Below are 13,372 nucleotides of genomic sequence, written 5' to 3' on the forward strand. Positions count from 1 at the left end.
GATCAGGACAAGCCGGAGCTGGCGGAAACCGTCGCCCAGGCCGCCGAGGCGGCGGGCGAGACCGCCGTCAAGGTCGCCCGAAAGGTGGGTTGGGGCGGCGCGGTGCTGATCGCGGTCGGAATCCTGGCCGCGCTTCTGCTGGTGATGGCGGGGGGGCTGCGGCTGGCGCCGATCACGCCGCAGGGGCGCATGTTCCTCGAAGCGCGGGCCTCCGGCCTGAAGCTAGGCCGCATCGGCAAGCTTCGCATCGAGGGGCTGTCCGGCGATATCTGGAAGGACTTCGGTGTTCGCCGCCTGACAATCTCCGACGGAAAGGGCGTCTGGCTCGAGGCTCACGACTTACGAGTCGCTTGGCGGCCTACCGAGTTGTTCGCTCGCCGCTTCCACGCCGAACGGGTCGATGCTCGCGATCTGATCGTGCTGCGTCGTCCCGACTTGGGCCCTAAAGGCAAGTCCGGCGCCGCGCCCGTCTCCGTGGATCTCGACGCCTTCGCCTTTCGCTTGCTCACGCGCCCAGCCTTCAGCGGCGCGGAGGGCGACTTCGACGTGAAAGGCGCCTACGAGATGGCGCGGCGCGGCGGCCAGCAGGGTAAGATCGCGGTCGCCTCCCGGCTTCATGTCGGCGATTATCTCAATGTCGAGTTCGACCTGGGGCGATCCAAATCGCTGCGCCTGTTGGCCGACGCCACCGAGGCCAACGGCGGCGCGATCGCGGGGGCGCTGGGGCTGCCGGCGAACCGGGCCTTTGACCTCAAGGCCAAGGCCAATGGAACCACCAGCCGCGCGGCCTTTGATCTCGTGGCGCGGTCGGGCGCCGACACCCCCCTTGAGGCGCAGGGCGCCTGGACCGAGCAGGGCGGATCGGCGCGAGGGCGGATTGACCTTGAGGCCTCGAGGCTCACCGAGCGTCTCGCCAGGATGTTCGGCCCACGCGCGGACTTTGTCATCGAAGGCCGCAAGGCCGCTGCTGACAGCCTCTCGGCGCTGAAGATCGCCGTCAATTCAGAGAATTTGGTCCTCCGCGGCGAAGGCCTCGCCGACTTGAGCAAGCGCCGCACCGGTCCCGATGGCCTGGCTTTCACGGCGCGCGTCGGCGCCCTTAGCCGTATCGTGACGATCCCGAAGATGGGACGCGGTGACGTGAGCGGCGTGTTCCGCCTCATCGACGGCGGGTTTGTTGTCGACGGGGTGGCGGATGTCAGCGATCTGGAACTTCTGGGTTACCGGCTCAAGCGCGCCCGAGGCCCCGCCAAGGTGACCTGGGCCAAGGGCGATCTTGAGATCAAAGCGCAGGCGACAACGTCCGGTGGGGGCGGGACCGGCTTGCTGGCGGTGCTCGGCGCCAGTCCCAAGGCGACGTTCGAGGCCGAGCGGGTCAAGGGCGGACGGTTCCTGATCAAGGCCGCGCGGATCGACGCGCCAAACCTGATCGTGACGGGGAAGGGCGGTCGGGGCCTGTTGGGCGGCCTGTCGTTTGACGGCGAAATGAAGGTGGCCAGCCTGGCGCCGGTGAGGTCGGGCGCCAAAGGGTCCGTGACCGCGCGGTGGTCGGCCTCAAGCTTTGTGGGACGCCCCTGGAGCTTCACGGTCGACGGCAAGGCCGTGAATTTCGCAACGGGTTATGCTGAAATCGATCGCCTGCTGGGCGTGACGCCGCGCCTTTCGGGCAAGGCCAGTTGGAACGCTGGCGTGCTGACCGTGGCCGAGGCCAAACTGGACGGCGCCAACGCGGCGGTGAAGACGTCGGGTCGGCTGGGTGAAGGACTATCCTTGGATTTCGGCCTCGACTGGACGGCGACCGGGCCTTTCCGCGCGGGGCCGGTCGAGGTCGCGGGCAAGGCGGCCGGCGATGGGCGTATTGGCGGAACGCTATCCGCGCCGAAGGCCGATCTGAACGCCGTTTTCGATACGATTGACCTTCCCCGCTTGCCGCTGAGCAAGGCAAGGCTGTCGCTGACGTTCGCGCGTGCGGCCAACGGCACGGACGGGATGGTCACGCTACAAGGCGACAGCGCCTATGGCCCCGCGCGCGGGCGTGCGTCCTTCCGCTTCTCGCCCGGGGGCGTCGAGCTAAGCCAGGTTGATGTCGACGCCGGCGGCGCCAAGGCGCAGGGCGCGGTCTCGCTACGCGACGGACGCCCGGCCACGGCCGATTTGCGGCTGGCGATCGGCCCCGGCGCCTTCCTGCCCCAAGGTTCGGTGCAGGGTTCGGCGCGGCTCGTCGATACGCCGGGGGGCGGTTCGCCGAGCGCAACGCTGGATCTCGTTGCGGAGAATGTGACCAGCGGATCGTGGAAAGTCCGCTTAGCGCGGATCAAGGCCGATGGTCCGCTTGCGCGATTGCCGCTGTCGATCGACGCGCGCGGCGAGGCTCCTGGCGGAGCTTGGCGTCTCAGCGGCGCGGGTGACTTGGCCCAGGCTGGGAAGATCTATGATCTGACCCTCAATGCGTCTGGTCGCGTCGGGCGAACTGAACTCAAGACCCTGGAGGCCGCGCGTGTTCGCTTCGGCGACGGGCCGACCCGGGCGCGCCTTCGTCTGGCCGTCGACAAGGGGCGGGCGGATATCGACGCCGATCTTGGCGGGGCAGCTACGATGCTGAAGGCCGAACTGAGCGGCGTTACCTTGACCGCGTTCGACCCGGATCTGGACGGTGACATCGACGGCGCGTTCAACCTTCACGGTCAGGGCGAGACACTGGCCGGGGGCTTCTCGATGCGGCTCTCCAACGCGCGGGAGCGCGGCGCCAAGATCGAGCAATCGCTGGATGCGAAGATCCAGGGGACGTTGACCGATAGCCAGCTGACGATCATCGCCGATGGCGACAACCGCCAGGGCCTCAAGGCCGAGGCTAACCTTGTGCTTCCCGTCGAGGCCTCGGCCATGCCGCTTCGTCTGGCCGTCAACAAGCGGCGAGGCGTGCAGGGGCGCTTTTCGGCGCAAGGTGAAATCAAGCCGCTTTGGGACTTGTTGCTGGGGCCGGAGCGCTCGCTGTCGGGCCGCATCAACCTGCAGGCAAGCCTGGGCGGCACGCTGGGCGACCCTCGCCTGATCGGTCAGGCTACGCTGGATCGCGGTGGTTTCGACGACGGACAGTCGGGACTTCGGTTGCGGAATGTGACCCTCCGCTCGGCCTTGGCCGACAACGCCATCGACGTCAGCCAGGCGATTGGCGAGGACGGGCAGGGCGGTTCGATCTCGGGCGCGGGACGGATCAGCCTTTCGCGTGGCGGCGAGGGCAATTTCAAGCTCGACATGAAGAACTTCCGCCTGATCGACAATGATCTGGCCTCGGCGGTCGCGACGGGACAGGCCAGCGTCAACCGCTCGGCGGACGGGAAGATCAAGCTGACGGGCGCTGTGACGCTAGATCGCGCCGACGTCTCGGCCCAGACCAAGACCCCGGCGGGCGTGGTGGCGATGGATGTCGTCGAGCGCAATCGCCCGGCGGACCTCGATCAGGGCCTTCAGCGCCGTCCGACGACCGGCGGAATGATCTTGGATCTGGACCTCAAGGCGCCGCGACGCATCTTCGTGCGAGGCCGCGGGCTCGATGTGGAGCTATCGCTGGACGCGCACGTCGGCGGCACATCGCTGGCCCCGCAACTCAGCGGCGTCGCCAGGATGGTGCGGGGCGAGTACGACTTCGCCGGCAAGCGGTTCGAGTTCGATGATGACGGCGTGGTCTATCTTTCGACCCAGCTCGATCAAATCCGGCTCAATCTCTCGGCGACCCGCCAAGACGCCGCGCTAACCGCCGTGGTCCGGATCCTGGGCACGGCGGCCAAGCCGGAGATCACGCTGACGTCCAAGCCGGAGCTGCCCAGCGACGAGGTGCTCAGCCAGGTGCTGTTCGGCGCCTCGGCCGCACAGTTGTCGCCGATCGAAGCTGCTCAACTGGCCTCGGCTCTGGCCGCGCTCGCGGGTGGCGGCGGTTTCGATGTCATCGGCAATCTGCGGAGCTTCGCGCGGCTGGACCGGCTCGCCTTCGCCGAGAGCGCCACCGGGATGACCGTGGCCGGCGGCAAGTATGTCACTGACGATGTCTATGTTGAAATCATCGGCGGGGGCCGCGAAGGTCCTGCGGCGCAGGTCGAGTGGCGGATTCGCCGGACGTTGTCTCTGGTCTCCCGCATTGGCGGTCAGAACGACGCAAAGCTTTCCGTTCGCTGGCGAAAGGACTATTAAGCACGCAAGGCTGTTGCGCGGGCGCCCGGTTACCTCGTCTGAGGTAAGTACGATTTGCCCGCGGCCCTTGGTTATCTTGACTGAGGGAGGGACGGCCTTTCATGCTTCTCACATCTGACGATCGCGACGTTCTGGAAGCTATTGCGCGAGATGGCGGCCGCATCGTCGATCGCGCGGTCGACTGGTGCGCGGTGAACTCCGGAAGCCGCAACCTGGAAGGGCTGGAGCGTCAAAGGCGGATCTTGCTCGACGCGGCCGCGAGCCTGCCGACCGCGCCGGTCGAAATCCCGTTGGCCGCCTCCCGAGAGATCGACGCCAGCGGCCGTGAGGTTGAGTTCCCCCATCCGCCCTCCGTGGCGGTGATCGTGCGACCCGAGGCGCCGGTTCAGGTCATTCTGACGGGCCACTACGACACGGTGTATCCAGAGAGCAGCCCGTTCCAGGTGGTTCGAACCCGACCGGACGGCGCGCTGCATGGCCCGGGCATCGCCGATATGAAGGGCGGGATCTCGGTGATGCTAGCGGCGCTGGAGGCCTTCGAGGCCCATCCTCTGGCTGGCAACGTCGGCTACCGCGTCCTTCTTTCTCCCGACGAGGAGATCGGTTCGATCGCTTCGGGACCCGTCCTGTCCGAGTTCGCGCGACTGGGGCATGTCGGCCTCACCTACGAGCCTGCGTTGGCGGACGGGGCCTTGGCCGCCGCGCGCAAGGGCTCGGGCAATTTTCACATCGTCATCCACGGGCGCGCGGCGCATGCCGGGCGCGATTTCGCGGCGGGCCGCAATGCCGTGATCGGCGCGGCCCGCGTCGCCGAGAAACTTCATGCTTTGAACGGCTTGCGCGACGGTCTTACAGTGAATGTGGCGCGGATCGATGGCGGCGCGCCCCTGAACATGGTCCCCGATGTCGCCGTCGTGCGGTTCAATGTCCGTTTTCCCGAGGCTGAAGCCGCAGCTTGGTTCCAGGCCGAAGTCGCTCGGATCGTGAGCGAAATCGACCCCGAGCTCCACGCGCATCTGCACGGCTTGATCACGCGGGGCGCCAAGCCATTCAACGTCGCCCAGCAAAAGCTGTTCGAAGCGGTTAAAGCGGCCGGCGCGCTCCTAGGTCAGGACATCACCTGGAAACCCTCGGGCGGGGTCTGCGAAGGCAACAACCTGTTCGCCTCCGGCCTGCCCAACGTCGACACCCTGGGGGTGCGCGGCGGCGATATCCACAGCGAGGCCGAGCACGCTTGGCCCGAAAGCTTCGTCGAGCGCGCCCAGCTCTCGGCGACGATCATGATGAAGCTGGCCAGCGGCGAGATCGACGCCAGAGCGATCCGCGCGGCCATGGAGAATGCGTGAATGCTAGTCGTCCGTCCTGCGGGATCCGCAGACTTCGAAGCCTTGATGGAATTGGCCATCCTTTCCGGGCGCGGGTTCACCAGCCTGCCCGAGGACGAGCACACCCTGCGCACGCGCCTGGACCTGTCGGAAGCCAGCTTCGCGGCCGGAGTTGCTCCCCCCGAGGCCTGGTACACCCTGATGCTGGAGGACCTCGAAACCGGGAGCGTCGAGGGGGTCGCGGGCGTCAAAGCCGGCGTGGGCCTCAAGCGGCCCTTCTTTTCCTTCCGTGTCGTGACCCTCGCTCAGTCCTCGCCGACCTTGGAGATGCGCTTCGATCACAAGGCGCTGGTCCTGGTAAACGAGTGTGCGGGCTGGTCCGAGGTCGGATCGCTGTTCCTCCGCCCCGAGAAACGTAAGGGCGGCGCTGGTCGGCTGCTGGCCCAGTCGCGCTACATGCTGATCGGCATCGAGCCGCAGCGCTTCGCCGAGATGGTGCTGGCCGAACTGCGGGGTTGGTTCGACGAGGACGGCCGCTGCCCCTTCTGGGAGCACGTCTCGCACAAGTTCTTCCGACTGGATTTTGATCAGGCCGATCTGATGAGCGCCTCGACTGATGGCCAGTTCATTCTAGACCTCGCGCCGCGCCATCCCATCTACACCGAGCTGCTCCCCGAAGAGGCGCGCGACGTGATCGGTCGCGTCCATCGTGACGGCGAGGCGGCACGTGCGATGCTGGAGCGCGAAGGCTTCCGTTACCAGGGCCTGGTCGATCTGTTCGACGCCGGGCCCACGGTGGCCTGTCCGCGAGACGACATCCGAACCGTGCGCGACGCCAAGCGTCTACGCGTGAAGGCCGGCGAGGACGCCTTTGGCGAAGAGGCGCTGATCTCCACGGGGGAGGTCGCCCGGTTCCGCGCGGTGCGTGCGCCGGTGCTGATCGACGGCGAGACGGCGATCCTTGGGCGCGACGCGATGGACGCCTTGGGCGTGAGCGAAGGCGAAGTGGTGCGGGTGAAGGCATGAGCGGCGAATTGTTCATCGACGGCAAATGGCGCGCCGGGCAAGGCGCGGCCCTGGTGTCTACGGACCCGGCGACGGGCGAGACGGTCTGGCGCGGCGCGACAGCGACCGGCGGTGATGTCACCGAGGCGGTCGAGGCGGCGCGCAAGGCTTTCCCGGACTGGGCCGACCGTCCGCGCGAGGAGCGGATCGCCATTCTGCGCCGCTATAAGGATATCCTGATCGAGCGCACGGCGGCCTATGCCGAGGCCTTGAGCCGGGAGACGGGCAAGGCGCTCTGGGAGACCAAGGCCGAGCTCGCCTCGATGGCCGGCAAGGTCGACCTGTCGATCCGCGCCTATGACGAGCGCACCGGCGTCACGGAGAACGCAATGCCGTTCGGACACGCGGTGTTGCGTCACCGCGCCCACGGCGTGATGGCCGTGCTCGGCCCGTTCAACTTTCCAGGCCACCTGCCCAACGGCCACATCGTGCCCGCGCTGCTGGCCGGCGATACGGTGGTGTTCAAGCCCTCGGAGGAAACGCCCCTGGCGGGTCAGTTGCTGGTCGAGGCCCTTGAGGCCGCCGGCGTGCCGGAGGGAGTCGTCAATCTTGTCCAGGGCGGACGCGAGACCGGTCAGGCGCTGATCGCCCAGGAGATCGATGGCCTGCTGTTCACGGGCTCGGCTGCGGCCGGGGCCTATTTCCGCCGCTACTTCGCCGACCGGCCAGACGTCATCCTGGCGCTGGAGCTAGGCGGCAACAACCCGCTGGTGGTCTGGAGCGCCGACGATGCGCCTGAGGCCGTAGCGGCCCTGGTCGTTCAATCGGCCTTCATCACCACTGGCCAGCGGTGCTCGTGCGCACGCCGACTGATCGTGCCGGACGACGCTTCGGGCCGGGCGGTGATCGAGGCGACGGCGGCTCTGGTCGAGCGGCTGACGATCGGCGCCTGGAACAGCCCCAGCGAGCCGTTTATGGGGCCGCTGATCTCCGCGCGCGCCGCCAGGGCCGCGCGTGACGTCGCAGCGGCGACGAGCGGCGATACGATCCTGCCCCTCGAGGGCGTGGCGGGGCTGGGTGAGGCGTTCCTGAAACCGGGAATGATCGACGTCACAGGCGTCGAGACGCCCGACGAAGAGCTGTTCGCGCCGCTGCTGCAAGTGCGCCGGGTCTCGAACTTCGACGAGGCGATGACCGCCGCGAACGCCACGCGCTACGGCCTTTCGGCTGGCCTTATCTCTAATGATTCAACGCTCTGGAAAAAATTTCTCAACCGAATTCGCGCCGGCGTGGTCAACTGGAACCGGCCGACCACCGGAGCGGCGGGGTCGATGCCGTTCGGCGGTCTGGGCGCCTCCGGCAACCATCGGCCCAGCGCCTATTACGCGGCCGACTACTGCGCCTATCCGGTCGCCAGTTTTGAAGCTCCGGAAGTGGCCGATACCTTCAAGGATATCAGAGGTCTGAAGGGATGACCTTAGCCTTCGAAGCCAACTGTGATGGCCTCGTCGGGCCGACCCATTCTTATGTCGGTCTTTCGCCTGGCAACCTTGCCAGCACCCGCAACGCCGGCGAGGTGTCCAATCCGCGCGGCGCGGCGCTGGAGGGGCTGTCCAAGATGCGGCGACTGGCCGACCTGGGCCTGCCGCAGTTCGTGTTGCCGCCGCATGAGAGACCTGCTCTAAGCCTCTTGAAGCAGCTCGGTTTTTCGGGCTCGGAGGAAAATATTCTCGCGTCCGCCTGGAAGGACGCGCCGGCTCTGGCGGCGGCGGCTTGCTCGGCCTCGCCGATGTGGGCTGCTAACGCCGCGACGGTCACGCCCAGCGCCGACACAGCCGACGGGCGGGTTCATTTCACGCCCGCCAACCTGCTGACCAATCTGCATCGCAGTCTGGAAGGCCCCCAGACTGCGCGGTCATTGAAACGGCTCTTTCCGGACGAGACGCTGTTCGCCGTCCACGATCCGTTGCCGGCGCAGCCCCACTTCGCCGACGAGGGCGCGGCCAACCACGTTCGTCTCTGCGCCGATCACGGCGCTGCGGGCGTCAACCTTTTCGTCTGGGGGCGCGAGGCCTGGGGCCATTGGGATGGCCGCTTCCCCGCCCGCCAGACCAGGGAAGCGTTCGAAGCGATACAGCGTCGGCACGACGCGGCGCGGGCGGTGTTCCCTCAGCAGGGGAAGTCGGCGATCGAGGGCGGCGCCTTCCATAACGACGTCGTCTGCGTAGGAACGCGCGAGTGCCTGTTCTTCCACGAGCGGGCGTTCGAAGATCGGGCCGCGATGGAGCGCGATGTCAGGATGGCGGCCGCTGGGCTTTTCGAGCCGGTCTTTGTCGAGGTGTCGGAAGCCGACTTGCCGATGGCCGACCTCGTCGCCAGCTATCTCTTTAACTCGCAGCTGCTGGTCGTTCCAGGTGAGGATAGGCTGGTGCTGCTGGCGCCGGCGGAGACGCGGGACAACCCGCGCGCCCACGCCGTGGCTGAGGGACTAGCGACGTCGAACGGGCCCATCGGCCGGGTCGAGTACGTCGATGTCCGCCAGAGCATGCGCAATGGAGGCGGTCCGGCTTGCCTGCGTCTGCGTGTCGTACTGACAGAGGCCGAGTTGGCGGCGGCGAACGCGTCGCAACGCTTTACGCCTGCGCTTGAGACTACGCTGACCGACTGGATCAGCCGTCGATATCGCGACCGCCTGGCGCCTGCTGACCTGTCCGACCCGAGACTCCTGACCGAGAGCCGTGAAGCGCTTGACGAGTTGACCCAGATCCTGGGTCTGGGCGGCGATTTCTATCCCTTCCAGAGGATGGCATGAGCATCACGGTTCGTCGCGCCACAGTCGCCGATCGCGACGCGATCTTGGCCGTGCATCGCGCTGCGGCCGTGACGCCCGGCGCCTTGGCCCGTACGCCCGAGGAGGTGACGCCAGCCTATGCCGAGGCCGCCATCGCCGCCGATGTGTGTCTCGTCGCGGTTGATGCGGACGGAACCGTTTGCGGCGAGATCCATGCGAAGCGGGAGACGATCGCGCTTTTCGCCCATGTGCTGGGCGGTCTTACAGTCGCTGTGCGCCCCGACTACCAGGGACGTGGGGTGGGGTCGAAGCTGTTCGAGATGTTGATCGCCTGGGCGCGCTCGGCGGAGCCTGAGGTCGTGCGGATTGAACTGGCGGCCGGCGCGGGCAATCCGGGTGCGGTTCGCCTGTATGAACGGTTGGGCTTTCGTCACGAAGGTCGCCAGCGTGCGCGCGGGCGGTTGCCCGACGGTCGCTTTGAGGACGACATCCTGATGGGTCTGTTGCTGCGCGAGGTCGATTAGTTCTCTGCGCGCAGCGCCGTCAGAGCTTCTGGGAACCGCCGCGACAGCGGCGCCTCCAGCGCACCGAGCTCGATCGTGTAGTCGCCTGAACCCTCGGGCCGCAGCCCCGTGACGCGCGCGCCGTTCACGAGCCAGGATTTGTGAGTGCGCACAAAGCCGTGGGTTGCGAGCCCGTCCTGCATCGCCGCCAGCGAGGAGCGCATCAGCGGGCGTCGATCATCCGTTAGAATGAACTCCACATAGTTGCCCGCCGACCGGATGGCGACGATGTTCTCCACCGAAACACGGATCATCCGCGCGCCGTCCCGAATGTCGAAGGTGGCCGGACGCGCCGGCGCCGCTGCGGCCGGTTTCTGGTCACTGCGCTGCAGAGCCAGCCAAAAGGCGCCGGAGGCCAGAAGATAGGCGAGAAAGTCCTTGCGAAACTCGTACGGAAACTCGGTTGAAAGCGGCCCGTAGTCGTAGGCCTCGCCCAGAAGCGCGGCATGGGCCCATTCGCGCAGCACCAGGAACCCCGCGACGTGGAGCGCCGAGTAGGCCAGCAGCGCCGCGAGGTGCGCCGGAAGGGCGATCCACCAGCGAGGACAGGTACGGGCGGTCCAGAGCGCCATTGCTGCGGGGATGGTGAAGATCACCATCGTCACCAGTGCGCTGCTGCCCTCCCAGATGATCGGACGGAGCGGACCCAGATCTGGCGAGTCGTGCTGGATCGTCAGCACGTTGACGATGCAGATGCAGCCGATCAGGCAGACGCCCAACAGCCAGGCTCTGAACAGCCATCGGCGTTCCTCGCCGGTCATCCCCAATAGACCGCCGTTCGGCTCCAAGGCTGTGCCGGATGTCCCAGCCAGCGCCCGCTGATCCCCCGGAGCTTGGACTGCGGCGGGCCGTCGCGGCAGGTCGGTGGCATCGCTCTTCACGTTGGAAGCCCCCTCATGACCTCGGTGACAGACCTCGACAGACGCCATGACCTCGATTGGATTCGGGTTGGCGCTTTCTTTCTGCTGATCCTCTACCATACCGGAATGTTCTATGTGCCCTGGGACTGGCACGTGAAGACACCGCATCCGGTCGAGGCCCTTGAGCCGCTGATGCAACTCACGAACCCCTGGCGCCTGACCCTGTTGTTTCTCGTCTCGGGGGCCGCGACGAGGTTCATGGCCGACAGGGTTTCGGTCGGGCGGCTGACGATGTCGCGGGTCGCACGGCTGCTGCCGCCGCTGCTGTTCGCGATGTTCGTGATCGTGCCGCCGCAGAGCTATTACGAGATCGTCGAAGCCGTCGCCGCGCGCCCTGGCGCCGGACTGGTCGCAGACCCGTACGGTGCGTTCTGGCTGAAATACGTCACGGCGTCCGGGCATTGGTGCGACGGCGATGACTGCCTGATCACGCCGACCTGGAACCACATGTGGTTCGTGGCCTACCTGTTGGTTTATTCGCTGGTTTTGGCCGTGATGCTGCTGTTGCTTCCGCGCCTGGGCGCGCGGCTACAGGGCGGCTTGGAGAGAAGCCTTAAGGGCGCCGGACTGTTTGTCTGGCCGATCGCTTTTCTGGCGGCGACGCGGATCATCCTTATGCCGCACTTCGAGATCACGCATGATCTGGTGCAGGACTGGTACAATCACGCGGTCTCGTTCACGGCGTTCCTGCTCGGCTTCGGGCTGGCCAAGTCCGAAGTCCTCAAGGCTCGCCTGATCAAGGTCCGCTGGGCGGCGCTGGCGCTTGCGCTCGCCAGCGGGGCGGGCTGGGCGACCTATGCGTGGATATACCGCGCTGACGACGCGAACCCACCGGAGACCCTGCGGATCGTCATGCGCTGCGTCTACGCCACCGATCAATGGTGCGCGATCGCCGCCATCTTGGGCTTTGGAGCGCGGCATCTGTCGAACAAGGGCGGACCGGCGTTGCGCTATCTGACCCTGGGCGTGTTCCCATTCTATATCGTACACCAGACCCTAATCGTCGTCATGGCGCATCACCTCGCCAAGCTGGGGCTGCCCCAGGCTCTAGAAGGCGCGATCCTGGTGGCCGCGACCTTCGCCGGGTGTTTTGCGACGTACGAGATCGTCCGACGCATCCCCAGTGTCCGAATTCTCTTCGGCTTGAAGGGTCAGCCAGCCCCAGCGCCGGCCAGCCGGCCGCCCGCCCTGGCGTAGGCTTGGGTGCCGCGTGTCAGAACGGTGTCGCCGGGAACGATTTCGGCGACACCGATGTCGGTGGCGGCGGCCAGCCGCTGGTAGATCGCGCCGAAATCGCGAAGGGTCACCTCCTGCAGGGTCTGGATCGAGTCGATCACGAAATAGACCTGCTGGAAGTCGTCGATCCGGTACAGCGTCCGCATCACGCGCTCCAGGTCGAAGCCGATACGGTTGGGGGAGGGGTCATCGAGGGCGAAGATCGACTCGGTCCGCGAAGACACGATCCCCGCGCCGTAAATCCGCAATCCAGCGGGGGTGTTCATCAGGCCAAACTCCACCGTGTACCAGTAGAGGCGCGCCAGATTGGCCAGGCGACCCAGGCCCAGGGCGCGGCGGCCCCCTTCGCCATAGGCCTGCATGTAGTCGGCGAAGACCGGGTCCGTCAGCATGGGCACGTGGCCGAACACATCGTGGAAGATGTCCGGTTCCTGCAGGTAGTCCAGTTCGTGCGGCTTGCGGATGAACTGGCCAGCCGGAAAGCGGCGGTTGGCGAGGTGGTCGAAGAAGACGTCGTCGGGCACCAGGCCTGGCACCGCCACCACGGTCCAGCCCGTCAGGCGCTTGAGCTCTTCGTTGATGCGGGCGAAGTCTGGAATGCCCGAGCGGTGCAGGTCCAACGCGTCCAGGCCCCGCAGGAACGCGTCGCATGCGCGACCATGCAGCATGTCGGTCTGCCGCTCGTACAGGGTGATCCAGACGTCGTGCTCGGCCTGGGTGTAGGTTTCCCAGCCCTGATCAATCGTCCAGTCGGGACGCGCGCCGGGGGGCGGTCCGTTGCTCAGGCCATCTGCGCTCATGCGATGACGCTACGCCCCGGATTTGGCAATTGCTGTTCGGAATTTTCGCTAAAACGCCAGATCGGCGGAGAAACGTTGTTCTCAAACGGGGCTCGTTCGCAACGAGATGCCGCCAATCTTGGCGGCAGCCCGCTCAGTGCGAAATTCGCGGCCGAAGCTTGTAGAGCCCGTGATCGAACGACTCGAAAATCACCGCCGTCTGCGGGTGGCCGACCGGCTCGCCGCTGTCGTCGGGGAGCAGGTTCTGCTCGGACACGTAGGCCACATAGCTGTTGTCCTCATTCTCGGCCAACAGATGGTAGAAAGGCTGGTCCTTGGTCGGCCGAATATCCTCGGGGATGGATTCCCACCATTCCTCGGTATTGGCGAACACAGGGTCGACGTCGAACACCACGCCCCGAAAGGGGAAGATGCGGTGGCGGACGACCTGACCGATCGCGAATTTGGCGAGTCGAGCATTCATGGCGATCAGATTAGCAGGCGCACCTGACTGATTCCTGAACGTAATCGTCGGAAGGCGGATGACAAGGCGGCGCCTTCCGGC

The 13,372-nt window shown here is 66.5% G+C and carries 10 protein-coding genes; 7 read left to right on the top strand and 3 right to left on the bottom strand.

The window, feature by feature from the left end; translation table 11 throughout:
* The first annotated feature begins 18 nt into the window (after positions 1-18).
* From CSW63_RS10910 to CSW63_RS10935, 6 genes are all read left to right on the top strand, one after another.
* The gene (locus tag CSW63_RS10910; RefSeq protein WP_168193740.1) at positions 19-4,188 is read left to right on the top strand and encodes a translocation/assembly module TamB domain-containing protein; all 4,170 of its coding nucleotides are present in this window, start codon (positions 19-21) and stop codon (positions 4,186-4,188) included.
* Between the two features lie 101 nt (positions 4,189-4,289).
* Positions 4,290-5,534 (top strand): hydrolase, encoded by a 1,245-nt coding sequence (locus CSW63_RS10915; RefSeq protein WP_062097026.1) that lies wholly within the window; start codon positions 4,290-4,292, stop codon positions 5,532-5,534.
* Positions 5,535-6,539, top strand: coding sequence for an arginine N-succinyltransferase (locus CSW63_RS10920; protein ID WP_062097024.1), 1,005 nt, complete (start codon positions 5,535-5,537; stop codon positions 6,537-6,539).
* Entirely contained in the window at positions 6,536-7,993 is a 1,458-nt protein-coding gene (gene astD, locus CSW63_RS10925) for a succinylglutamate-semialdehyde dehydrogenase (RefSeq protein ID WP_062097022.1), read from the top strand. Before CSW63_RS10920 ends, astD begins: the two co-directional genes overlap by 4 nt.
* A complete protein-coding gene (gene astB, locus CSW63_RS10930; protein ID WP_062097020.1) occupies positions 7,990-9,330 on the top strand; it encodes an N-succinylarginine dihydrolase in 1,341 nt (446 codons plus the stop codon). The genes astD and astB overlap by 4 nt, the downstream gene beginning before the upstream one ends.
* Positions 9,327-9,833 (top strand): GNAT family N-acetyltransferase, encoded by a 507-nt coding sequence (locus tag CSW63_RS10935; protein ID WP_062097018.1) that lies wholly within the window; start codon positions 9,327-9,329, stop codon positions 9,831-9,833. The genes astB and CSW63_RS10935 overlap by 4 nt, the downstream gene beginning before the upstream one ends.
* On the opposite strand, the gene CSW63_RS10940 is transcribed toward CSW63_RS10935, so the two are convergent.
* A complete protein-coding gene (locus tag CSW63_RS10940) occupies positions 9,830-10,801 on the bottom strand; it encodes a LytTR family DNA-binding domain-containing protein (protein WP_082749560.1) in 972 nt (323 codons plus the stop codon). The two genes, CSW63_RS10935 and CSW63_RS10940, sit on opposite strands and share 4 nt — an antisense overlap.
* Here CSW63_RS10940 and CSW63_RS10945 point away from each other — a divergent pair.
* The gene (locus CSW63_RS10945) at positions 10,769-11,989 is read left to right on the top strand and encodes an acyltransferase family protein (RefSeq protein WP_062097014.1); all 1,221 of its coding nucleotides are present in this window, start codon (positions 10,769-10,771) and stop codon (positions 11,987-11,989) included. The two genes, CSW63_RS10940 and CSW63_RS10945, sit on opposite strands and share 33 nt — an antisense overlap.
* On the opposite strand, the gene phhA is transcribed toward CSW63_RS10945, so the two are convergent.
* Positions 11,944-12,828 carry a phenylalanine 4-monooxygenase gene (gene phhA, locus CSW63_RS10950; RefSeq protein WP_062097012.1) on the bottom strand — a complete coding sequence of 295 codons (885 nt, stop codon included), beginning with the start codon at positions 12,826-12,828 and terminating at the stop codon, positions 11,944-11,946. The two genes, CSW63_RS10945 and phhA, sit on opposite strands and share 46 nt — an antisense overlap.
* Positions 12,829-12,961: 133 nt before the next feature.
* Positions 12,962-13,291 (bottom strand): heat shock protein HspQ, encoded by a 330-nt coding sequence (gene hspQ, locus CSW63_RS10955; protein WP_062097010.1) that lies wholly within the window; start codon positions 13,289-13,291, stop codon positions 12,962-12,964.
* Positions 13,292-13,372: the final 81 nt, after the last annotated feature.

Origin of the sequence: Caulobacter sp. FWC26 (assembly GCF_002742645.2) — a bacterium.
GTDB lineage: Bacteria > Pseudomonadota > Alphaproteobacteria > Caulobacterales > Caulobacteraceae > Caulobacter.

Bases quoted from the DNA above. Each gene is read 5' to 3' on its own strand.
- CSW63_RS10915 (WP_062097026.1), top strand. From the start codon at position 4,290: ATGCTTCTCACATCTGACGATCGCGACGTTCTGGAAGCTATTGCGCGA.
- CSW63_RS10920 (WP_062097024.1), top strand. From the start codon at position 5,535: ATGCTAGTCGTCCGTCCTGCGGGATCCGCAGACTTCGAAGCCTTGATG.
- astD (WP_062097022.1), top strand. From the start codon at position 6,536: ATGAGCGGCGAATTGTTCATCGACGGCAAATGGCGCGCCGGGCAAGGC.
- astB (WP_062097020.1), top strand. From the start codon at position 7,990: ATGACCTTAGCCTTCGAAGCCAACTGTGATGGCCTCGTCGGGCCGACC.
- CSW63_RS10935 (WP_062097018.1), top strand. From the start codon at position 9,327: ATGAGCATCACGGTTCGTCGCGCCACAGTCGCCGATCGCGACGCGATC.
- CSW63_RS10945 (WP_062097014.1), top strand. From the start codon at position 10,769: ATGACCTCGGTGACAGACCTCGACAGACGCCATGACCTCGATTGGATT.
- CSW63_RS10940 (WP_082749560.1), bottom strand. From the start codon at position 10,801: ATGGCGTCTGTCGAGGTCTGTCACCGAGGTCATGAGGGGGCTTCCAAC.
- phhA (WP_062097012.1), bottom strand. From the start codon at position 12,828: ATGAGCGCAGATGGCCTGAGCAACGGACCGCCCCCCGGCGCGCGTCCC.
- hspQ (WP_062097010.1), bottom strand. From the start codon at position 13,291: ATGAATGCTCGACTCGCCAAATTCGCGATCGGTCAGGTCGTCCGCCAC.